Origin of the sequence: Ferrimonas sediminicola, assembly GCF_005116715.1 — a bacterium.
In the GTDB taxonomy this organism is placed as follows: domain Bacteria; phylum Pseudomonadota; class Gammaproteobacteria; order Enterobacterales; family Shewanellaceae; genus Ferrimonas; species Ferrimonas sediminicola.
Genome location: NZ_SWCI01000015.1, coordinates 49,515 through 70,866, shown reverse-complemented (window position 1 = coordinate 70,866; position 21,352 = coordinate 49,515). Strand labels below are relative to the sequence as shown.

At 60.6% G+C, this 21,352-nt stretch carries 24 protein-coding genes and 2 tRNA genes; 13 read left to right on the top strand and 13 right to left on the bottom strand.

The window, feature by feature from the left end; translation table 11 throughout:
- The first annotated feature begins 46 nt into the window (after positions 1-46).
- Positions 47-122 (top strand) — tRNA-Glu (locus FCL40_RS16435).
- Positions 123-243: 121 nt separating this feature from the next.
- Positions 244-319 (top strand) — tRNA-Ala (locus FCL40_RS16430).
- A gap of 126 nt (positions 320-445) precedes the next feature.
- Here the strand turns inward: FCL40_RS16430 and FCL40_RS16425 are convergent.
- Entirely contained in the window at positions 446-1,054 is a 609-nt protein-coding gene (locus FCL40_RS16425; protein ID WP_136854391.1) for an arylesterase, read from the bottom strand.
- Positions 1,055-1,058: 4 nt separating this feature from the next.
- Between FCL40_RS16425 and FCL40_RS16420 the strand changes: the two genes are divergently transcribed.
- The gene (locus FCL40_RS16420) at positions 1,059-1,745 is read left to right on the top strand and encodes an ABC transporter ATP-binding protein (protein WP_136854390.1); all 687 of its coding nucleotides are present in this window, start codon (positions 1,059-1,061) and stop codon (positions 1,743-1,745) included.
- Complete coding sequence (locus FCL40_RS16415; RefSeq protein ID WP_136854389.1) at positions 1,742-4,213, top strand: ABC transporter permease; 2,472 nt, start codon at positions 1,742-1,744, stop codon at positions 4,211-4,213. The genes FCL40_RS16420 and FCL40_RS16415 overlap by 4 nt, the downstream gene beginning before the upstream one ends.
- Here the strand turns inward: FCL40_RS16415 and FCL40_RS16410 are convergent.
- On the bottom strand, positions 4,210-5,115 hold the full coding sequence (locus FCL40_RS16410; RefSeq protein WP_136854388.1) for a TIGR01777 family oxidoreductase: 906 nt from the start codon (positions 5,113-5,115) through the stop codon (positions 4,210-4,212). The two genes, FCL40_RS16415 and FCL40_RS16410, sit on opposite strands and share 4 nt — an antisense overlap.
- Before the next feature lie 114 nt (positions 5,116-5,229).
- Between FCL40_RS16410 and FCL40_RS16405 the strand changes: the two genes are divergently transcribed.
- Positions 5,230-5,928, top strand: coding sequence for an SDR family oxidoreductase (locus FCL40_RS16405; protein ID WP_136854387.1), 699 nt, complete (start codon positions 5,230-5,232; stop codon positions 5,926-5,928).
- Here the strand turns inward: FCL40_RS16405 and FCL40_RS16400 are convergent.
- Complete coding sequence (locus tag FCL40_RS16400; RefSeq protein WP_136854386.1) at positions 5,848-6,381, bottom strand: 2-amino-4-hydroxy-6-hydroxymethyldihydropteridine diphosphokinase; 534 nt, start codon at positions 6,379-6,381, stop codon at positions 5,848-5,850. The two genes, FCL40_RS16405 and FCL40_RS16400, sit on opposite strands and share 81 nt — an antisense overlap.
- Before the next feature lie 99 nt (positions 6,382-6,480).
- Between FCL40_RS16400 and FCL40_RS16395 the strand changes: the two genes are divergently transcribed.
- Positions 6,481-7,575, top strand: coding sequence for an AI-2E family transporter (locus FCL40_RS16395; RefSeq protein WP_136854385.1), 1,095 nt, complete (start codon positions 6,481-6,483; stop codon positions 7,573-7,575).
- Positions 7,572-8,492 carry a class I SAM-dependent methyltransferase gene (locus FCL40_RS16390; RefSeq protein ID WP_136854384.1) on the top strand — a complete coding sequence of 307 codons (921 nt, stop codon included), beginning with the start codon at positions 7,572-7,574 and terminating at the stop codon, positions 8,490-8,492. The genes FCL40_RS16395 and FCL40_RS16390 overlap by 4 nt, the downstream gene beginning before the upstream one ends.
- A 556-nt stretch (positions 8,493-9,048) precedes the next feature.
- On the opposite strand, the gene FCL40_RS16385 is transcribed toward FCL40_RS16390, so the two are convergent.
- Positions 9,049-9,477 (bottom strand): hypothetical protein, encoded by a 429-nt coding sequence (locus tag FCL40_RS16385; protein ID WP_136854383.1) that lies wholly within the window; start codon positions 9,475-9,477, stop codon positions 9,049-9,051.
- Positions 9,478-9,779: 302 nt separating this feature from the next.
- Between FCL40_RS16385 and FCL40_RS16380 the strand changes: the two genes are divergently transcribed.
- From FCL40_RS16380 to FCL40_RS16365, 4 genes are read left to right on the top strand one after another with little or no spacing between them, the layout of a single operon-like run.
- Entirely contained in the window at positions 9,780-10,514 is a 735-nt protein-coding gene (locus tag FCL40_RS16380) for a DUF1538 domain-containing protein (RefSeq protein ID WP_136854382.1), read from the top strand.
- Positions 10,502-11,260, top strand: coding sequence for a DUF1538 domain-containing protein (locus FCL40_RS16375; RefSeq protein WP_136854381.1), 759 nt, complete (start codon positions 10,502-10,504; stop codon positions 11,258-11,260). The genes FCL40_RS16380 and FCL40_RS16375 overlap by 13 nt, the downstream gene beginning before the upstream one ends.
- Positions 11,261-11,263: 3 nt before the next feature.
- On the top strand, positions 11,264-11,614 hold the full coding sequence (locus tag FCL40_RS16370; protein ID WP_136854380.1) for a P-II family nitrogen regulator: 351 nt from the start codon (positions 11,264-11,266) through the stop codon (positions 11,612-11,614).
- Positions 11,611-12,018 carry a CBS domain-containing protein gene (locus FCL40_RS16365; protein ID WP_136854379.1) on the top strand — a complete coding sequence of 136 codons (408 nt, stop codon included), beginning with the start codon at positions 11,611-11,613 and terminating at the stop codon, positions 12,016-12,018. The genes FCL40_RS16370 and FCL40_RS16365 overlap by 4 nt, the downstream gene beginning before the upstream one ends.
- Positions 12,019-12,354: 336 nt before the next feature.
- Here the strand turns inward: FCL40_RS16365 and FCL40_RS16360 are convergent, their stop codons facing one another.
- The 4 genes from FCL40_RS16360 to FCL40_RS16345 all read right to left on the bottom strand — a co-directional run bounded on the left by FCL40_RS16360 (position 12,355) and on the right by FCL40_RS16345 (position 16,684).
- Positions 12,355-12,882 carry a NapC/NirT family cytochrome c gene (locus tag FCL40_RS16360; protein ID WP_136854393.1) on the bottom strand — a complete coding sequence of 176 codons (528 nt, stop codon included), beginning with the start codon at positions 12,880-12,882 and terminating at the stop codon, positions 12,355-12,357.
- 114 nt (positions 12,883-12,996) lie between these two features.
- Positions 12,997-13,278, bottom strand: coding sequence for a hypothetical protein (locus FCL40_RS16355; RefSeq protein WP_136854378.1), 282 nt, complete (start codon positions 13,276-13,278; stop codon positions 12,997-12,999).
- A 17-nt stretch (positions 13,279-13,295) separates the two neighbouring features.
- Complete coding sequence (gene pta, locus FCL40_RS16350; protein ID WP_136854377.1) at positions 13,296-15,431, bottom strand: phosphate acetyltransferase; 2,136 nt, start codon at positions 15,429-15,431, stop codon at positions 13,296-13,298.
- A 56-nt stretch (positions 15,432-15,487) separates the two neighbouring features.
- On the bottom strand, positions 15,488-16,684 hold the full coding sequence (locus FCL40_RS16345; protein WP_136854376.1) for an acetate kinase: 1,197 nt from the start codon (positions 16,682-16,684) through the stop codon (positions 15,488-15,490).
- Between the two features lie 271 nt (positions 16,685-16,955).
- Here FCL40_RS16345 and yfbV point away from each other — a divergent pair, with 271 nt between their 5' ends.
- Complete coding sequence (gene yfbV / locus FCL40_RS16340; protein ID WP_136854375.1) at positions 16,956-17,402, top strand: terminus macrodomain insulation protein YfbV; 447 nt, start codon at positions 16,956-16,958, stop codon at positions 17,400-17,402.
- A 90-nt stretch (positions 17,403-17,492) separates the two neighbouring features.
- On the opposite strand, the gene FCL40_RS16335 is transcribed toward yfbV, so the two are convergent.
- Positions 17,493-17,933, bottom strand: coding sequence for an LPP20 family lipoprotein (locus tag FCL40_RS16335; protein ID WP_136854374.1), 441 nt, complete (start codon positions 17,931-17,933; stop codon positions 17,493-17,495).
- Complete coding sequence (locus FCL40_RS16330) at positions 17,930-18,550, bottom strand: FlgO family outer membrane protein (protein WP_136854373.1); 621 nt, start codon at positions 18,548-18,550, stop codon at positions 17,930-17,932. The genes FCL40_RS16335 and FCL40_RS16330 overlap by 4 nt, the downstream gene beginning before the upstream one ends.
- Before the next feature lie 131 nt (positions 18,551-18,681).
- On the opposite strand from FCL40_RS16330, the gene FCL40_RS16325 reads away from it, so the two are divergent.
- Positions 18,682-19,800 carry a flagellar assembly protein T N-terminal domain-containing protein gene (locus FCL40_RS16325; protein ID WP_136854372.1) on the top strand — a complete coding sequence of 373 codons (1,119 nt, stop codon included), beginning with the start codon at positions 18,682-18,684 and terminating at the stop codon, positions 19,798-19,800.
- 46 nt (positions 19,801-19,846) lie between these two features.
- On the opposite strand, the gene flgN is transcribed toward FCL40_RS16325, so the two are convergent.
- The 3 genes from flgN to flgA form a co-directional block, all read right to left on the bottom strand.
- On the bottom strand, positions 19,847-20,278 hold the full coding sequence (gene flgN / locus FCL40_RS16320; RefSeq protein ID WP_136854371.1) for a flagellar protein FlgN: 432 nt from the start codon (positions 20,276-20,278) through the stop codon (positions 19,847-19,849).
- Positions 20,271-20,579, bottom strand: a complete 309-nt coding sequence (flgM, locus tag FCL40_RS16315) for a flagellar biosynthesis anti-sigma factor FlgM (protein WP_136854370.1) — start codon at positions 20,577-20,579, stop codon at positions 20,271-20,273. Before flgM ends, flgN begins: the two co-directional genes overlap by 8 nt.
- A gap of 79 nt (positions 20,580-20,658) precedes the next feature.
- Positions 20,659-21,336, bottom strand: a complete 678-nt coding sequence (gene flgA / locus FCL40_RS16310; protein WP_136854369.1) for a flagellar basal body P-ring formation chaperone FlgA — start codon at positions 21,334-21,336, stop codon at positions 20,659-20,661.
- Positions 21,337-21,352: the final 16 nt, after the last annotated feature.

The window sequence follows — 21,352 nt, the reverse complement described above, 5'->3', positions numbered from 1 at the left end:
CACTTGCTCGCTCATGTCACCAGAGCCTAAACGGTGACAGTCCAGGGTCCCCTTCGTCTAGAGGCCTAGGACACCGCCCTTTCACGGCGGTAACAGGGGTTCGAATCCCCTAGGGGACGCCACTTATCTGTTGATGCCGACAGGGGCCGGGCGGTGTAGACACCGCGCCCTCTATGCACGGCCGCAACGGGGCGCCAATCCCGTAAGGGACGCCACTTATTCGCTTTGTTACAAAGCAAAAGTGGGGCTATAGCTCAGCTGGGAGAGCGCTTGCATGGCATGCAAGAGGTCCACGGTTCGATCCCGTGTAGCTCCACCAAAAAACGATAAAGCCACCTACGGGTGGCTTTATCGTTTTGGGACTTTGAAACCGGCCCACCTGCCGTTGGCAACGATCCAAGTTGACGGTGACACGGCCGCGGCCTCAAAGTGGCACAGGGTTTTCTCAGTCCCCGCCATTGGCATAACGCTCGAAGTAGGGCTGAAGAAAATCGGCAATACTCCCCTGGGCTTTTCGGTTGGGGTGGATACCGTCGCCCTGCATCAGCTCGGGATAGGGCGCGATCTCCGTCATAAAGAAGGGAATCAGCGGAACCTGATACTCCCGACTCAGATCTTTGAACACCTGTTCAAACTGACTGGCATACCTGGGGCCATAGTTCGGCGGCACCATAACCTGTGACAGCATCACCGCGCTGCCGGCAGCCATCGAGTGGTCCAGTATCTTTCCAAGATTCCTCTTGAGCAGTGGCGGTGGGAACCCTCTCAACCCATCGTTACCCCCCAGTTCCACAAACACCCAGTCGGGCCGATGCTGCTGCAGAAGGGCGGGTAGCCTCCTCAGGGCGCCGCCCGTCGTTTCGCCACTGACCGACGCATTGATAAGAAGAATATTGTCCAAGTCTCTGTTAAGTTGGTGGACCCACCCCTCCCGTTCACTCATACCGTAGCTGGCGCTAAGGCTGTCACCCAGGATAAGAATCGTTACACTGTTAGCTAAACCAATGGATGGTAAAAGCAGTATAACTGTCAGTAAAAAGGAACGAATTACCATAATTATGCCGGAATCTAACACTACGCTAGCCATACGGGTCCAGGGGTTGGAACAAAAGGTTCCTACGCTGGACGGTGAACTTCAGATCCTTCAGGGCGTCGACCTGGATGTCAAGTCGGGTGAGTCCATTGCCGTTACCGGCCCCTCCGGAGCCGGTAAATCCACGCTCCTCTCTCTGCTGGCAGGACTCGACATGGCGTCCAGCGGAGAGATCTGGTTGGCTGGAGAACCCCTGCATCAGATGGATGAGGAGCAGAGGGCCAACCTCAGGGGCAGGAAAGTGGGGTTCATCTTCCAGTCCTTTATGTTGGTCGAAAGCCTCACCGCACTGGAGAACGTCATGCTGCCCATGGAGCTGGCCGGAGCCGAGGATGCTCGCACCCAGGCCGAGAACATGTTGCAGCGGGTCGGCCTCTCTCATCGTTTGGATCACTTCCCCAATCAGTTGTCCGGAGGAGAGCAGCAGAGGGTCGCCATAGCCCGGGCCTTCGTTACCCGTCCGGACATCCTGTTTGCCGATGAACCCACCGGCAACCTGGATCAGGCCAACAGCGCCAGGGTCGAGGACCTGTTGTTTCAGCTGAATCAGGAGCACCACACCACCCTGGTGCTGGTTACCCATGATCTCAAACTGGCAGAGCGTTGTGTCACCCGGGTACAGATGGTGAGCGGCAGGCTGGAGGCGTTATGACCACCTTTCCCCTGGCGTGGAGGCTGTTTCGGCGGGAGCTGGCTCATGGCCAGCTACGGCTCATTGCCGCGGCCCTGATCCTCGCCGTCGCCGCCGTCACCGCCCTGGCACTGGTGTCCGATCGCCTCCAGGCGTCCATTGTTCGCCAGGCCAGCACCTTCTTGGCGGCGGACCGGGTGCTGTCATCGCCCAGGGAGGTGGACGAACAGTGGCTGCAGGCTGCCAGAGAGAGGGGGCTGAGGGTCTCCACCACGTTGGAGTTTCAGTCCATGCTCTTCTCCGACGAGCGCTTCCAGCTGGTGACTGTCAAAGCCGTGTCGCCGCAGTACCCGCTGCGAGGCTCCATCGAACTGGTTGGCGGGGCCGAGGTCAGCCTGCCGGCACCTGGCGCCCTCTGGCTGGACAGTCGCCTTGCGGGCTGGATTCAGCAGGGACAGACGGCGGAGTTAGGCCAGGCCAGCTTCCGGCTGACACAGGCGATTCGCCGATTACCCGATGGGGGCTTCAACCTTTTTGCCTCCGCCCCGGTGGCGCTGATGAACCTTGCCGATGTGGCGGCGACCGCGGTGGTGCAGCCGGGCAGTCGCCTCAATTGGCGCTACCAGTTTGTGGGTTCCGCCGATGCCCTCAGGGACTACGCCCACTGGCTCAATGGCCGCTTGACCACATCACAGCGTTGGGTCGATGTCCGCAGCCAGGACTCCCCCGTATCCAGGGCCATCCAGCGTGCCGAGCAGTTCCTGCTGCTGACGGCCCTGTTGGGCATCGCCCTGGCCTGTGCGGCCATCTCGGTCGCCACCCAGAGGTACTGCCTTCGCCACTATGATGCTGTTGCCATGCTGAAGACCCTGGGCGCGTCACACAACCAGGTCAGGGGCATCTTTGTAACCCACCTCTCGCTCGTGACCCTGCTGGGCATACTGCTGGGTCTCCTGGCCGGCCTGCTGGCGGCTGAGGGGCTGCTCGCCTGGCTGCCGCAGGAGTTGAGCCGGGGAGAGGCGTCATTTGCCAGGCCGCTCTCCCTGGGGGCCGCCACCGGGCTGGTTGCCGGTTTCGGATTCACCCTCTACCCATTGCTGCGCTTGCTGGCCATACCGCCGCTTAGGGTGCTGCGTCGTGACCTGGGGCCGGTGCGCTGGCAGGGTTGGCTCAACGGTCTGCTCTCTGTGGCTGCCCTGGCCCTGCTCGCTTACCTGTACAGCGGCAATGCCAGGATGACCGGTGTGCTGTTGTTGGGCGGGGCGGTACTGGCCCTGCTGCTCCTGCTGGTTGCCTGGCTGCTGCTGAACTGGGGCCGCCAGTTGGGAATGCGCACCGGCACGCCGCTGCAGCTTGCCATCGCCGGACTGCGGCGGCGTGCCCGGGACAATGCGGTGCAGCTGGTGGGCTTCTCCGTATCACTGGTGCTGCTGCTGACCATCCTGGCGCTGCGCCAGGACATCCTCGCCGATTGGCAGAAACAGCTGCCACAGGGAACGCCCGATCACTTCCTGGTCAACATCAGCCTGGACGACTTGCCTGCCATGGGGGCGTTCCTGGCCGAGCGTCAGGTGCAGGCTACCGACTTCTACCCGGTTGTTCGCGGGCGTCTTACCGCCATCAATTCTGAACAGATTCGCCAACCGGTGACTAAGGAGGAGGGGGAACCCGCACCACAACAGGGGCCTACGGGCATAGGCCGGGAGCTGAATCTGACCTTCAGTGACACCCTGCCGCCCAATAATCCTGTGGTGGCCGGACGCTGGTTCGAAGGGGATGCCTTGGGTGAGGTGTCCGTGGAATACCAGGTGGCAGAGCGGCTCGGCATCGGCCTGGGGGACCGCCTGACCTTTACCATCGATACTCAGCCTGTCGAGGTGCGGGTCACCAGTCTGCGCAAGGTGAATTGGGAGACCATGCAACCCAATTTCTTCATGATCTTTCCCCCGGCCGCCCTGGTGCACTTCCCCGCAACCTACATCGCCAGCTTCAAACATCCCGAGGGGGCCCCCAGCCTGGTGGGCGAGTTGATTCAGCAGTTTCCCACCGTCTCGGTCATCGACGTGGGCGCCATCATTGTCCAACTGAGGGAGGTCATCGACCAGGTGTCTCTGGCCCTGAGCCTGGTGCTGTTGGTGGTGGTGTTGGCCAGTGCCATGGTGCTCATTGCCCAGACCGAGGCGGGGATGGCCAGCCGCCGTCAGGAGCTGGCGATCATGCGCACCCTGGGAGCGGGAGGCAGCTTACTGAGAAGAGCGGTCGCCTGGGAGTTCCTGTTGTTGGGGGCCGTAGCCGGCCTGCTGGCAGTGGTGGTGACCGAACTTACCCTGGCCCTGCTGAAAAGCCAGGTGTTCAACCTGGTGGTCAATGGTCACACCCTGTGGTGGTTCCTTATCCCGCTGCTGGGGGCCCTGCTCATCGGCGCCATTGGCATGCTTGCCTGCCGCCGTCTGCTGGCCAACCAGTGCAGTGCGCTGCTCAGGGGCTAGCGCCCTAGCACCGCTTCCAGGGCGGCAGGCAGCTCAGGGTAGCGGAAGCTGAATCCGTGCCTGACCAGGCGGTTGGGCAGGACCCGCTGCCCCTTCAGCAGCAGGGAGGACATCTCCCCTAGGGCCAGCTTCAACACCGCCGCCGGCACCGCCATGAAGGCGGGGCGTCTCAGGGTGCGCCCCAGCGTCCGGCTGAACTCTTTGTTGCTGACCGGGGCTGGCGTGGTGCCGTTGAACACCCCCTGGCAGTCGTCCGTCATCATCAGGTAGCCGATAACCGCAACCAGGTCGTCGATATGGATCCAGGACATGGTTTGGCTGCCATCCCCAATCGGCCCGCCGACGCCGGCCCGGAACGCTGGAAGCATCTTTCTCAGGGCGCCGCCTTCACCCAGCACCAGGCCAATCCTCAGGACGCACACCCGGGTGTGGGGTGAGGCTTGCATGGCCAGAGACTCCCAGGTGTGGCAAACCTTCTGGGCGAAATCCTGCTCGTTGTAGACCAGCGGGGTGTCCTCGTCCTGGATCTCATCGGAATCGGTACCATAGATGCCGATGGCCGAGGCGCTGATAAACACCTTGGGCGGGAACTCCTGTGCGAGTATCCAGTCGCTCAGTGTCTGGGTGAGGCGCCACCTGCTGTCACAGATGAGGTGTTTCTGCTTGCCGCTCCAGCGTCGATCGGCGATGGGCTCTCCGGCCAGGTTGATGACGGCGTCTACCCCCTGGAGCCAGGGTAACGCCGCTATGCCGATACACTCCGCCTCGATCCCCTGCTGCTGCAACTGCTGTGAAGCTCGCTCGGGGTGGCGGCTGATCACCACCAGTTGATGGGCACTGCCCAGTTGCTTCAGTAGGCGGCGGCCGACAAAGCCGGTGCCCCCGGTGACCAGAATTTTCATAACTGCCTCCTCACCCGTTGTCGCACTGCTTGGGGCAAATGCCCGGCATCTGTGATACTAAGTAGACTTATACAAAATTAGCATACGTACTTTTTCAACAAGGAGTTCAGTGCCATGCAACCTGTTGCTGTGGTTACCGGCTGTGGTCGCCGCCTGGGTGCACATCTCACCAGACGGCTGCTGCAACAGGGATATCGGGTCTTTGGTCAATATCTGACCTCCGAGCCCGATGCCGACCCCCGGCTCTCTGCCTCCAGGGTGGATCTGACCGACGACGCTGAGACCCGGGATTGGTGTGACCAGTTGCTGGCGCAGACCGACCGGGTGGATCTGCTGATCAATAACGCCTCCCTCTATCAGGTCGATGCACAGAGGCTCGAGCAGGGAATTGAGCAGTTGCAGCGATTTCATCGGCTCCATCTTCAGGCCCCCTACATCCTGGTCAGGCGCCTCCAGCGCGCCCTCTCCAACGCCTCCGGCTGCGTAGTCAACCTAACCGACATCTACGTGCATCACCCCAATGCGGACTACAGCCTCTACTGTGCCACCAAGGCGGGGCTCGACAGCCTGGCCCAGTCTTGGGCCAGGCAACTGGCCCCCCGGGTTCGCGTCAACACCATCGAGCCGGGTCCCATCCTGTTTCTGGAGGAGCATGGAGAAGCCTACCGGCAGCAGGTGCTCAGTCGTACCCTGCTTGAGGTCGAGGGGGGGCTCGAACCGATCTGGCAGGCGTTATGGATGTTGGTCAACAACCCGTATATGACCGGTGCCCGTATCCCGGTAGATGGTGGACGTGGCGTCGCCCAGCTTTAGGGAGCCGAGGAGGATCGGCACCGTTTCCCTCTCCAGGGGGGCGTTGCACAGCAGCTGCCTGAGCAGAGGAACCAGGTAGTCGGGTTGGGTTGCCAGCGTCGGCGCACGATCGACCGAAAGGATGTCCAGATCCAGCGGCCGATCCTTGATGCTGCTGAGCGGATCGCTCCTGTCTCTGCCCCGCTTCTCCTCCTGGCGATTGAAGTGCGACTTCACCTGCTGAGGCGACAGGGGGCTGTCGAACCAGAAGGCAAAGTTAATGAAGGGCAGCGACGACACCATCTCCTCAGGCTCGGTGGCGATGACACCGCTGAGGGTCACCCGATGAAACTGCTCACACAGCCAGGACAGGGCGTACGAGGCGTTCTCCTTCGGCCTCAGGTTGGCGCCAAAGCTGCAGTAGTAGCGGCGCACCCTCGCCTGGTGGTCGTCCTGGCGGTCGGTATTCGTCATCCTGTCTCCTTGGGGGCCCGCAGGTCCCTTTCGGTTTCAATCGGGAGTTATCTGTTTAAGATAACAGGATATACTGTGTCCTTCCCACCCAGACAACGGATGACTATGAGCTCTTTTCAACGCAGCCTGATGGTGTGCGCCGCCCTGGTGGTGGTGCTGGCCGGCATCAAGAGTGCCAGCACCATAGTGGTGCCCTTCCTGCTGGCGATCTTCATCGCCATCATCTGCAGCCCCCTGGTTCGGCTCATGACCCGCATGAGGCTGCCCAAGTGGCTGGCGATCATCATGGTGATGGTGCTGGTGTTGGCGGTCGGCACCTGGCTTGGCGCCCTGATTGGCAGTTCCATCAACGATTTCACCGCCCAGCTCCCCCACTATCGCAGTCAGTTGACCGATCAGTTCCATGCCCTGGCGGACCTGGCCGTGCGCTTCAATGTTCCAGTGTCCATCGAACTGCTCAAGGAGCAGTTCGATCCGGGGAAACTGATGAGCCTGGCCACCGACATGCTTTCCGGCATCGGTGCGGTGATGGCCAACCTGCTGCTGATTGTCCTGACCGTGGTGTTTATGCTGTTTGAGGCTTCCAGCCTGCCCAGAAAGCTTCACTACGCCCTGGACGATCCCCATATGAGGATGTTGCAGATCGACCGTTTCCTGGAGTCGGTCAACCGCTACCTGGCGATTAAGACCCTGGTGAGCCTGGGGACCGGTGTTATCTGTGGCGTTGGCCTCTACCTGATCGGGGTGGACTACTTCATCCTGTGGGGAGTGGTGGCCTTCCTGTTTAACTATATCCCCAATATCGGCTCAATCATCGCCGCAGTGCCCCCCGTGGCCCTGGCACTGATCCAGTTGGGGGCTGGCGGCGCCGCCGCCGTGGCCGGTCTCTACGTCTCGGTGAACATGTTCATGGGGAACGTGGTTGAGCCGAGAATGATGGGCCGCGGCCTGGGCCTCTCCACCCTGGTGGTGTTTCTGTCGTTGATCTTCTGGGGATGGTTGTTGGGCTCCGTGGGGATGTTGTTGTCGGTGCCCCTGACCATGATCGTCAAGATCGGCCTGGAAGCGACCCAGGGGGGACGTTGGCTTGCCGCCCTGTTGGAGGGAGAGCCTCAGAGCCGCAGCCTGGCCATTCCGGTGACCATGACCGGTAAGCCGATCCGCCGTCCCTTGCAGCAGGAGGCGGACCGATGACCGCCCTGATCCCACACCTGCCAACCACGGTGGCGCTGGATCAGGCTCAGCGCCTGTTTCATGGCCGGGGTCACTGTTACCCTGGCCTGGAGAGCCTGACCCTGGACCTCTATCCGCCGGTGTTGCTGCTGACCACCTTCACCACCCCCGAGCCGGAGCAGATGCGGCTTTGGCGGCAGCAGGTGGAACAGTGGTGGTCTCAGGCTGGGGAGGGGGCCCCCCTCAACCTGGTATGGCAGAATCGAGGTGTCTCTCCGGCAGCCACCCTGCAGATGGCGGGACAGGTGCCTTCACCCCACTGGATCAGAGAGGGACAGGAACTGTTTCTGGTGGACCTGATGCGGGGACAGAACCACGGCCTGTTTCTGGATATGGCGGAAGGCCGGCGCTGGGTTCGCGCTCATGCCCGGGGCAAACGGGTGCTCAACCTGTTTGCCTACACCTGTGGTTTCTCCGTGGCGGCCTGCGCCGGCGGGGCCGAGTCTGTGGTCAACCTGGACATGAGCGGTGGTGCCCTGAAAACCGGCAAGCGCAATCATGCCAAGAATAAGCTGGGAAGCGGGGTTCGTTACCTGGCGCATGATCTGTTCAAAACCTTCGGCAAGCTGAAGAAGTTGGGGCCCTATGACCTGGTGGTGATCGACCCGCCCAGCTTCCAGCACGGCAGTTTTATTGCCACCAAGGATTACTGCCGGGTGTTGCGTCGCCTGCCTGAACTGCTGGCCCCCGATGGCGACGCCCTGCTGTGCCTGAATGCGCCCGAGCTCAGCCGCGATTTCCTTACCGCTCAGGTGGCCGAGCATGCACCATCGCTGTCCCTGGTGGACCAGTTGCCCAATCCGCCCAGCTTCCCCGAGTCGGATCCGGACCGGGGGCTCAAGGTCTTTCACTACCGCTTAGGGCGTGTCGATGGCTAGCGGACGGTGCTGCTGGTGCGGGCATCAGGCTGCTGGAAGCCGTCAGGGAAAGGGGCGCTACCCGGGCTGATTGGAGCACCGTCGGGGCCGACCCGATGCACTTTCTCGCCGTCACTCGCGGTTGACCTGGAGCCACCATGCCAGCAATCGAACTCCTCGACGGGCCCGTCATCCCTGGCCAAACCCTCGAGACTGACAGTCAGCGGCCCTTCTGGTGATGAAAAAAAACTTCGGAACCGGCGATATTTTCTGTGAGACGGGCCGTTTTAACCACCTTTGGTGAAATAATCTAACATATTGCAGTTTCTGGTGAAATATTCGTGAGGAGGGGGCTTTGGTGGTAGACTTGTCTTACTCACATCAATGGTGTGGTGAGTTCACTATTCAGGATTAAGGCGGGTTTATGGAAATGCAAGACTACGAAGAGGCCTATTATCAGGTGCAGGATGAAGTGGCAGGCGAGTTGCCCGTTGATCTGGATGAAGACGCCTACCTGGACTGAGATCCTCGGGTCATCAAAAAAAACCAACGCCAGTGCGTTGGTTTTTTTTGATGCTCAACCGTTGGTCAGCCAGCGGTCCTCTTTGATCTCGGTCACCATCCACCTGTCCTGCAGTCGCTGCAGGCGGATCTCCCTCAGGTCCTGCCTCATGTAGCCACGGACCAGCCCCTTCAGTTTTATGGTGACCAGGATGTCGTAGTTGCGGCGCCTGAAGAAGTCGGCATTGGTGGAGGAGAGCTCGACCTCCGCCTGCTCCATGTAGAGCCCAAACAGGTTGCGCTGAACCTGGCTGGCCAGCTTGTAGTGCTGAAACAGGTCCTTGAGTCCGTCATCCACCATCGGCAGGGCCTTGCCGACATCCCGGTCGACATAGATCGCCTCGAAAAATTTCACCGCCACTTTCTCCGGCGGCAGGTCTGGACCTGCGGCGGGGGTGCAGCCGCCCAGTATCGGCAGCAGAAGCAACAGGGCAATTCGGATCATCTCGGCGGGCGTCCTTTCAGGTGGCGAACGCACATCATAGCAGCGCCATGGCGGTGACACTAGCGGTGACCACCGGGCAAGGGCGTTCCGCTATCGATGCGCGGCTGTGCCATTAATGAATTCCAAGTTCCTGAAACAAAGGAAAAACCGGATCGGGATCACCCTTTTTTCGATTCCCAGCAAATATCCCGTTATCTGGCAAGGGAATTGTTGTAAAAATGTAGCTGGCGCCGCGTGGTGCCGGGCGGTGAATCACAGCCGCCTGCCATTCGGCAAGAAGCATTGGAAATGCAGGAGCTTGCGTGTATCGAGCGTTGTTGGCGTTATTGGGAAGTTGCCGGGATCTGCTGCCCATAGTGCTGGTGGTGTCCCTCTTCCAGCTGGCGGTGTTGCAACAGCCGCTTCCCAGTGTGATCGACATTGTCCTGGGCATGGGACTGGTGGTCATAGGATTAACCCTGTTTATCTTCGGCCTGGAGATGGGGCTCTTTCCCATCGGAGAGACCCTGGCCCAGTCTTTCGCCCGCAAGGGGGCCTTGGCGCCTCTGCTGCTCTTCGCGTTTCTCCTCGGGTTCGGCACCACGGTGGCGGAACCGGCGCTGATTGCCGTAGCCGATGAAGCGGCCGAGGTGGCGGCCGCCGGGGGCCACCTGGCCCGGACCGAGGAGGCCCAGCAGAGCTACGCCACCCAGCTCAGGTTGACCGTGGCCCTCTCCGTGGGGTGTGCCATCCTCCTGGGGGTGATCCGTATTCTCAAGGGTTGGCCGTTGCACAAATTGATCATCGGCGGCTACGTCATCGTTATGGCCTTGACCATGATCGCGCCCGAGGAGATCATCGGCATCGCCTATGACTCCGGCGGGGTGACCACCTCCACCATCACCGTTCCCTTGGTGACCGCCCTGGGGGTGGGGCTGGCCAGTGCCATCAAGGGTCGCAACCCCATGGTCGATGGCTTCGGCCTGATCGCCTTCGCCTCCCTGCTGCCGGTGCAGTTTGTCCTCATTTTCGGCGTGGTACGCACATGGATTGGATAGCTGACATCGTCCGTACCCTGATCTCGACCCTGGGAGACGTGGTGCCCATCGTCGCAGTGCTGTTCGGTTTTCAGTACCTGGCTCTCAAACGTCCGATACCGCACCTCAGGCAGGTGCTGGCGGGGTTTGTCGCCGTGGTGTTGGGGTTGGCGCTGTTTCTGGTGGGGCTGGAGCGGGCCTTGTTTCCCCTCGGCGAGCTGATGGCCACCCAGCTGACCGATCCCCTGTTCCTGGGAATCGACGGCCAAGGCAGTTGGCAGGACTACTACTGGGTCTACCTGTTTGCCTTTGCCATCGGTTTTGCCACCACCATCGCCGAGCCGTCGTTGCTGGCGGTGGCGATCAAGGCGGAGGAGGTGTCCGGTGGCGCCATTCGCCCTATGGGGCTCAGGCTGGCCGTGGCGCTGGGCGTCGCCATCGGCATCGCTCTGGGCGCTTACCGCATCGTGGTGGGTGATCCGATCCACTGGTATATCCTCGCCGGCTACCTGGTGGTGGTGGTCCAGACCGCCTATGCACCCAAGAGTGTGATTCCGCTGGCGTACGATTCCGGAGGGGTGACCACCTCCACCGTGACCGTTCCCCTGGTGGCGGCGCTGGGCCTGGGGCTGGCCAGCACCATTCCGGGCAGGAGCCCGATGATCGACGGCTTTGGCCTCATCGCCTTTGCCAGCCTGTTTCCCATGATCAGCGTGATGGGCTACGCCCAGCTCACCACCCTGATGCAACGAGTATCGAAGAGGTAGAGCATGCGCTTTAAATTGATCGTCGCCTTCGTCGAGGACGACAAGAGCGACCAGTTGGTCGAGGCGGCCCGAGATGCCGGTGCCACCGGGGTGACCCTGATCAACCACGCCCGGGGAGAGGGGCTGAAGCCGAAGAAGACCTTTTTCGGCCTGCACCTGGAGGTGCAAAGGGACGTGTTGCTGTTTGTGGTGGAGGAGCACCTGGCACGGAACATCTTGGAGCGCATCGCCGAGGTCGGTGAGTTTGACAGCTCGCCGGGCACCGGCATTGCGTTGCAGCTGGATATTGAGGATGTCGTGGGCGTCGCCCACCAGATTGAGTGCCTGTCCGAACGGGTTGGAGACGAGATATGAATCAGGAACTGATCAAGGTAAAGGATGTGATGGCCCAGAAGTGGGTGATGCTCGATGGGTTGAAGACGGTCTCCGAAGGACTGGGGGTACTGCGTGAGCATCATGCCGAGGCGTTGATCATCAGCAAGCGTCATGAGCACGATGAGTATGGACTGGTGCTGCTCTCCGACATCGGTAAGAAGGTGATGGCTCGTGACAAGGCCCCGGATCGGGTCAACCTCTACGAGATCATGTCCAAACCGGTATTGGCGGTTCACCCCGACATGGACATCCGTTACTGCGCCCGACTTTTTGAGCAGTTTGGCATTAATCAGGCTCCGGTGATTGAAAACCATGAGGTAATTGGATTAATCTCCTATACAGAGATGGTGCTTCAGCACAGTCTCCACAATCAGACTCTTTAAGGTTATCCACAAAACCTGTGGACAAGCCTGTTATTAGATCAATATCAGATGCGTAACTTGTTGATCTAAAGGTTTTTTTGTCCAAAAAAGTCACTTAGGTTAAAAAAAGCCCGCCCCTCGAAGGCGGGCTTTTTGCTGGCAGTTATCCCCTGTGGGGGGCAGGAGCAGGGTCGCTCGCTCCTCTGACTGGGTGCTAGCGCGCCGGCAAAAAGAAAGCCCGCCTGAGAGGCGGGCTTACTGGGTCAGCTATCCGGTTGTGGCCCCGGATTTAAAGCCTGGTATCGTACCTTGGCCGTGTCCACCTGACCCCCAGAGAGTCGGACCCGGCCATCGGGCTTAACCCTTGGGATAGGGGTGCGCTACGCCCTTGTGGCAGTCGATACAGGTCTTACGCTTGTCCTCAGCCTTCTTGAAGTTCATGGCGTGCATCTTCTTGGCCACTTTCTTCATGGACTCGGGCTGGTTCTCGTAGATGTTGGAGTGGCAGCTGGTGCAGGTGCGGGAATCGATGGAGCGCAGGTAGTCGCGAGCCAGTTCCGCCTGCTCTTTGCGGTTCGCTTCCAGCCACTCTTGGGTGTTAAAGCCATCAATGGTCATGTAACCGATGATGTCCTTGGACACGATGATCTTCTTCACCAGGTACTCGAAGCCACCTGGAGGCAGGTGACACTGGGCACAGGTCACGGTAATGCCAACGCTGTTGTTACCGTGGCTGGAGGCCATCACCTCATCCTTCAGGGAGTGGTTGGAGTGGCAGGTCATACAGAAGGCATCGGTGCTGGTGGCGTGCAGCACAGTCTGGGTGCCGTACACACCCACGGCGCCGACCACCAGGGCCAGGAAGGCACCGACCGGGATGCCCATCAGCCATTTGGCTTTGGGCCGTTGCCATAGGCGGCTCCAGGCGGAGCCTTGATTGTTGTCAGACATCTCTCATCCTCATTTTCTTTTTTTGGGGGTCGAATTCTATTCAAAACCTTAGCCGGACTTGATGACCTTTTGCAGATCCAGAGCGGCACCGGGGACTTTATCAATATATTTCTTCATTCGCTGGATTATTTTGAATTTGCTCCAGCAAATAACAAAAACTTTGATCTGGTCGGAAAAAATCAGCGCTTCTTCTGCGAACTTCGAAGCAGAGACTGCGGAGATTCCCATGTGTTTTCCCGCGACCGGGTCCGGCAAGAGGGGGGAGGTGAACCGGGGGTCTTCATCAGGGCCAAATAAAAAAAGCTGCCCCTGAAGGCAGCTTTTTTTCACAACCGCAGCTCTGCGGGTTAGGCGTCGGCCTGGATAGCGGTCAGGGCGATGGTGTAGACGATGTCTTCCACCAGGGCACCGCGGGACAGGTCGTTTACAGGCTTGCGCATGCCCTGCAGCATCGGACCGATGGAGATCAGGTCTGCGGAACGCTGCACCGCCTTGTAGGTGGTGTTACCTGTGTTCAGGTCGGGGAACACGAACACGGTAGCCTTACCGGCAACGGGGCTGTCGGGTGCCTTGGAGGCCGCCACATTGGGCATGATGGCCGCATCGTACTGCAGAGGACCGTCGATCATCAGGTCGGGACGCTTCTCCTGGGCCAGGCGAGTGGCTTCGCGCACCTTCTCGACATCCGCACCCTGGCCGGAGCTGCCGGTGGAGTAGGAGATCATCGCAACGCGAGGCTCGATGCCAAAGGCCTTGGCGGAGTCGGCGGATTGGATGGCGATCTCGGCCAGCTGTTCGGCGTTGGGATCCGGGTTGATGGCGCAGTCACCGTAGACCAGTACCTGGTCAGGCAGCAGCATGAAGAACACCGAGGAGACCAGAGAGGCGCCTGGGGCGGTCTTGATCAGCTGCAGTGGTGGACGGATGGTGTTGGCGGTGGTGTGAACCGCGCCGGACACCAGGCCGTCGACCTGATCTTCGGCCAGCATCATGGTACCCAGTACCACGTTGTCCTGCAGCTGCTCGCGGGCGACCACTTCGGTCAGGCCCTTGCTCTTACGCAGCTCGCACATGGGGGCAACGTAGCGCTCGCGGGCGGAATCCGGATCCACCAGCTCGACGCCGTCGCCCAGGGTGACACCCTGCTGTGCGGCGACGCGGCGGATCTCGTCGGGGTTACCCAGCAGCACGCACTTGGCGATGCCACGCTCGGCACAGATGGCCGCCGCCTTGACGGTACGGGGCTCGTCACCTTCTGGCAGCACGACGCGCTTGTTGGCGCGGCGGGCAAACTCGGTCAGCTGGTAGCGGAAGGCTGCTGGGGACAGCAGGTTCTCACGCTTGGAGTCGCTGGCCATGTTCTCGATGAACTTGCGATCGATGTGGCCGGCCACGTAGTCCTGCAGCAGTTCGATGCGGGCGGAATCATCCACGGGTACTTCGTGGTTGAAGTTCTGGATGTTCAGGGCGGTCTGCCAGGTGTTGGTGTCCACCATCATCACCGGCAGGCCGGTGTCGAACGCCTGGGCGCACAGCTCCTGGACCTGCTGCTCCAGCTCATAGCCACCGGTCAGCATCAGGGCGCCGATCTTGGTGCCGTTCATGGCCGCCAGACAGGCTGATACCACGATGTCGGAACGGTCGCCTGAGGTCACCAGCAGGGTGTCTGCCTGCAGGTGGTTTACCATGTTGGGGATGGCACGGGTGCAGAAGCTGACGCGACGCAGGCGGCGTGAGTGCATCTCACCGGCGTTGATCAGACGAGCACCCAGGTGCTTGGCCAGATCGGAGGCGCGGGGTGACACCAGATCCAGGTTGTAGGGGACCGCACCCAGGATCGGAATCGGTGAGTTGGCGGACAGCTGGAAGATGTCGGCGTGGTCACCGCGAACCACCTGGTCATGCTCGAACACCTCGGACAGGTCAGGGCGGGCACGACCACGCTCATCCACCGGTGCACCGATCTTGTTGATGATGGCGCCCAGGATGCGTTTGTTCTTCTTGCCGCCGAACTCGTCGACGATGATCTCCAGGCGCTTCTGCACCTGGGCCGCGCTGTCGGCACCTGGGTTGATCACGAACACGATGTCGGAATCCAGGGTCTTGGCGGTCTTGCTGTTCAGGGTGTTGGCGAAGGGGTGGCTGCGAGTGGGCACCAGACCTTCGACAATCAGTACCTCTGTACCCTCATCACCGGACTTCACCCGGGCGACGATCTCTTCCAGGAGCACATCGGTTTCACCGGTGCTGATACGCTGTTGGGCGTGCTCCATGGAGAAGGGCTCGGGTGGATTGATGGTGGGGGAGGTGGAGAGAATGGTGGAGGAACGTTCCGGACCTGTGTCGCCGGGGCGCTGCTGGGCTACAGGCTTGAAGAAGTTGACCCTGACACCCTGACGTTCGAGAGCGCGGACCATGCCCAGGCTGATGGAGGTCAGGCCAACGCCTGTGCCTACCGGAATCAACATGATAGAGCGAGACATAAAATACCTCTTAAAAAGCACTGAGCCACTTGCGTGGCTCAGTGTACCTCAATGGATCAGGAGATCAGAGCCAGAGAATCGCTGGCGATGACAAACTCTTCGTTGGTGGGGATAACCATCGCAACGGGGGAGCCGTCCTTGGTGATGATGCCGTCGTTGCCGAAGCGGGCAGCGGCGTTCTTCTCGGCATCTACCTCGTAACCGAAGATGGCCAGGTTGTTGAGCACGGTCTCACGGATCAGCATGGAGTTCTCGCCGATGCCGCCGGTGAACACAATGGCGTCAACGCGCTTCAGAGGCACGGTGTAGGACGCCACGTACTTGGCCAGGCGGTAGCAGAATACCTCCAGAGCCAGGGTACAGCCGGCGTCGCCAGCGGCGTGACCCTCTTCGATGCCGCGGCAGTCGTTGGTCTTCTCGGACAGACCCAGCAGGCCGGACTCTTTGTTCAGCATGTTGTTGACCTGGTCCAGGGTATAACCCAGGTTGTTCACCAGGTGGAAGATGATGGCGGGGTCCAGGTCACCGGAACGGGTACCCATCACCAGGCCTTCCAGCGGGGTCAGACCCATGGAGGTGTCGACACTCTGACCGTTGCGAACCGCGGTAACAGAGCCGCCGTTGCCCAGGTGGCAGGTGATGACGTTGGTCTCGGCCACCTCTTGGCCCAGAACCTTGGCCGCTTCCTGGGAAACGAACAGGTGGCTGGTGCCGTGCATGCCGTAACGGCGGATGCCGTGCTCGCGGTACAGCTTCTGCGGAATGGCGTAGCTGTAGGCAACCTTGGGCATGCTCTGGTGGAAGGCGGTGTCGAACACGGCAACCTGAGGCAGAGCGGCGAAGGCGGCCTGGGCAGCACGGATACCGATCAGGTGAGCGGGGTTGTGCAGCGGGGCCAGGGAAGCGCACTCTTCGATGCCGGCCAGGACGTCGTCGGTGATCAGCATGGACTTGGTGTACTTCTCGCCACCATGAACGATGCGGTGACCTACGGCAACCAGCTGGTCCGCCATTTCAGGCTTGCTGGCCAGGATGGTACCAACGATGTAGTCCAGAGCCTCGGAGTGGGCGGCACCGGCACCCAGGGACGCTTCGCCCTTGTTGCCATCCAGCTTCCACTTGATACGGGCATCTTCGAGGTTAAAGCATTCAGCCAGACCGGACAGATGCTCGTCACCATTGGTTGCGTCGATTACGGCGAATTTCAGGGAGGAGCTACCGCAGTTTAGAACGAGAACAAGTTTGCTCATTATTCATACACCTAAGTGATTTACTTGCGTACAACCGACTGCGCCCTGGGGCGGTGAAGTCGATAACGACCGAAGATGGTAAGAAGTTACAGTATAGACCCGCGACAATTGCGACCTGTGTCGCATTTTCAGGTCCCCTAACGGGCCGAAATTCAACCATCTTCCTAGAAAGGTATGACCATTTTACCCATACTTTTCTGCAGAAGCGGAATCAGGACGTGATACACTTAACAAATCTGTGATCCGTCTCCCGTTGTATAAAGGAGAGTGAAGCATGACCTTTTTTGAAACGCTGAGATGTGGCAATCACTACATGAAACAGTGGCCCAGGGCGGTGCAACTGGCCCCGCTGTTTCCTGAGTACCGGGTGATCAAGGCCACCGAACTGGCCATCCGGATGATGCCACCGGTGGCGGTTTTTTGTCTCTGGATTCAGCTTCAGTGGCTCGGGCAGGAGAGCCTGCCTCAGATGGTGGCCAGCACCCTGTTCCTGTTGAGTCTGCCGCTGCAGGGCCTGTACTGGCTGGGTTGGCGCTCGCAGCAGCTGCTGCCCAGGCCGCTGTTAGCCTGGTGCGACGATCTGCGTCATCGAATGTTGGAAGCGGGAGAGCAGGTGGCGCCCTTGGGGGCCAGGGCCCGATATCTGAATATGGCCCAACTGCTCCGACGAGTTTTTAACAAACTGGATCAGGGAGAGTGGCACAGGTTGGATCGTCCCTGAACCTGGCCGGGATCCTGATCACGAAAAAGCGGAGGCCCCAGCCTCCGCTTTTCACTTTTTCTCACAAATAACCACATGTGTGGCTATTTATCAGTAATAGATCACGTTTTTGATCCTTTGCCTCGGCACCTGCTGATACAGCAGCCACACCTTCCTATAGTCCAGCTTCAACTCGGCAACATAGTTGTCACCCACAGGGTAGAGACGCACCACCTCCGCCCCCCGTACCAGGCCATCCACCTGGGTCTGGAACCGGTCACTCTGCAGCAGCTGCTGATCCATGCGGCCGGTGCCCGACACCCGGACACCATAGATCTGTTCGGCCAGCTCACGGTAGGCGTCCAGCTTGGCGGCACGCATCGCCTGCTGAACCTTCAACTCCCGATTCTCCCCAAGCTGGGCGGAGATGGGGGCGATCCCCTTGGCAGTGAGGATAGGAAAATCCTCCGGCGGTACCGACTCATACTCGACAAAGGCACTGTTCTGGCAGCCAACCAGAAAGAGTAGGGCCGCGGCGGCGAATCGCTTCATGGGGTGACCTCCCGTACCGGTGTTCGTCCCGGCTCCTCCTGCCGGTAGAGCAGGCCTCCCTGCTCGGTGACGCTGTTACTCTGCTCCAGGTAGCCTGAGGAGTCCTGCCAGGGGAGAAATGCCTGGGAGGTGGAGGCCACCCGGTTGCTGGCGATATCCACCAGACGGCTATTGATGATCACCCCATGGCTGTCCCGGCTCAGGGTGGCGACCAGCACCTGGCTGACCGGCAGGCTCCCCTGCAGTCGCTCGTAGTCGCGGCTGAGAATCAGGTTGCCCCTGTCCGAGACCCGGATCTGCCGGCTGCTGTTCAGCTCGATCAGATTAAATCCCCTCTGATGCAGGGCGCTGACCAGGCCGTCGCCCAACTGGAGGGCCAACCGGCCGCTGCTGTCGATCTCATCCAGCCATACCGGGGTGGTGACTGCAATCAGCTTGGTCTTATCCGGCAGGTCATGGTGGCGCTCCAGATCTTCGGCAATGCGCTGTGCCAAGTGGATAACGGCACTGCTTTGCGGCAAACCTTTGCCGCTTACCCCATACTCCGGCGGCGGCTCGGGCGGCGGTGTGGCGCAGCCCCACAAAAACAGGCAAAGGGCGCCTATGGCCTTTTTCATCGCTATCTCCAGTGTGGTTTGGGCATTCACGCTCCTCTGTACTCTATCGGCCGCGGCGCCCAGCCCTTTAGTGGCAAATGTAGGCACACTCATTGCATTATCTACGCCAACTGCAATGAGGATGGATAGCGATGTTGAACCCCTTACCCCTGACCCTGATCAGCGCCTGCCTGCTGTCGGCCCCGCTGTCTGCCCAGTGGTTGACCCTGAGTGGCAGGGCGCCCATTGGCAACGATGGACTGGAGCAGGCGCGCCAGCAAGCGATCCATAACGCCCTGGCCAGGTCGGCGCAGGGGGAAACACTGGTCAATGGCGTGCTGGCACAGGCGATGGAGGTCACCCAGATTGGCGAGTACCAGCTGCTGTCTGAGACCATCAGCGACGATACCCTGGAGGTGACCCTGCGCGCCGACGTGCGTGCCGTGGGCAACCGTTGTGAGGGGGCGGGCTTCCGGGTGGCGCTGACGCTGCCCAGGGCACAGGTGGTGCACCGAGAGCACCTGGTGCCCGGCAGCCTCTACGAGTTTGATGCCGCCCTGACCAGGCTGTTGTCCAACACCATCAATGGTGAGGCCACCTCTCTGTTTGCCCATGATCGCGATGACATCAGCCTCGATTATCGACAGTTGAACCGCGAATACGGCGACCAGTGGGCCAGGGACCTGAGCCGCGACGACAACAGCCAGTATGTGGTGGCCCTCTCCATCGATGATCTGACCCTGGACCCTCACCAAACCACCCTGGGGTGGTTTGAGGACGACCGTAACCGTTATTTCGGCGCCGACCTCAACATCTACGATGGCCTCACCGGTCAGATGATCTGGCACAAACGTTACCGCACCCAGGGGGACTGGCCCTTTAAGCGCAGCGACGCGATCGAGCTGGGATCCAGCTACTTCTGGAACAGCGAATATGGCCAGCAGATCCGCCAGCAGGTGGTGGCCATGGCCCAGGACATCGACACCACCCTCCATTGCCGGCCGCTGCATGGTCGTGTCCTCGGGGTGGACGGCGAGCGGGTGACCATCAGCCTGGGCAGCCGCCACGGCGTCCGGGTGGGCGACCGGCTCTCTTTGCAAAACCGTCAGCAGGGGGAGCTGGGGTGGTGGAACCGCGATGCCCAGTCGGATGATACCTTGGTCATTCGTCAGGTTCAGCTGGAACAGGCGATCGGCGTGCTGGAACCGGGCTCCAGCTACACCCGCTGGCAGCCCATGGACATGGTGCGGGCCCATTCGCGGGGACGATAAAAAAGCCGGCTCTGTGCCGGCTTTTTCCGCAGTGAACCCTACGCCCTCAGGCCTTGATGGCCTTGCCCAGGCGACCACCCGTGGTGGTGGTCCCCTCCTGGTTGTAGGTCATGGCGTTGGGATTGCGGGTGGCATTGAGGATCTGCTGCAACCGCCCCAGGCTCGCCAGGTACTGCTCCGCCAGCTGGCTGTTGTGCTGGTTGCGCTCTTTGCAGAGAGTCAGCCGTTGCCGGCACCGGTCGACGCCGGCCATCGCCGCCTCGTCGGCCTTGAGGGTTGTCAGCTCAGGATGGTTGGCCAGCGCCTGGTCCGCCTGATTGAGCTCCTCCAGGGCACGCAATTTCTGCTTCAGCAGGGACTCAATGGTCTCGGCATCGCGCTCGAGCAACGCCTGGGTCTCCTGCTCCAGCAGATCCTGCAGCGCCTGAAGACGCCCCAGTTGGGCGTCAATCAGCGGGCTCAGCGCGCCGTTACTCACCGGTTAGTTCACTCTCAAAACGGGAGAGGTTGGCGGCCAGCTTGTCGGGGTCCACGTGATAGCGGCCTTGGGCGATCGCCTGTTTCAGGGCCTCCACCTTGGCGCTGTTCACCTCGGGAGTCTCCTGCATCACCTTCTCTGCCCGCTGCAACTGCTGGGCTTCCTGGGTCAGCAGCACTTCATCCCCCTTGGCGGCGGCTTGGGGGCCCTTGCCTTGAGGTTGACTCTGCTGGCTGACGGCCCGGCGGCTCGGCTGCAGGCCAGCGGTTCCGCTGCTCAGTTTGTTGATGTCGATAGCCATAGTGTGGCTCCATCGCTGTGTAATTGGGTCTCTTCTGACACTGCTATCGGCCGCACGGCCAGAAGCTTTAGGGTAATTTTTACATTTTCACCCGCACTTGGCCAATGCCGATGACATAGGCGTCCACCATCCGTTTGGAGCGGTTGTTCTGTACCCGGATGGGGTCGCCCTGGGAACCGCTGCCCATGGCGGTCCCGGAGGTTCGGATCGACAGATGGTCGTTGTTGGCTTCGATGGTCACCGGGTTTCCCTTGCACACCAGGCAGACATTGCGTCTGGTGATCACCTGGCCGGCCGAGGCTCGCCTCTTTAGCCGTGCACCATTAAGCTCATCAGGGGAACTGAAATAGTTTCCCCTGAGGCTGCTGTTGTTGACGTAGCGCAGCGCCACCATCGACTCGTCCAGCAGGGTGTCCGGCCCCAGAGTCATCTTGGCGACCATCACCGGGTACTCGACGGCAATCTGCACCGGCACGTAAACCAGCCAGGGTTTGGGGGTGTCGCAGCTGATCTTCACCGTCATATAGCGGGCCCCCTCCCTGGTCGACGGGGCCTGGGCCTGCAGGGGGGTATCGCAGGAGTCAAAGTGTCGACGCCTATCCAGCTCGCTGGCACTTACCAGCAGCCGGGCGCCCTCCGGTACCTCGAGCACGCCCTGGGCATACTGCTCTGCGGCGGCCTCGATCCTGTCTAAAGATGTGTCTCCCAGTGCCGAAACACTTAAGAGTAGGGAGAAAATGAATATATACAGCTTCATGGAAATTAACCGCCGA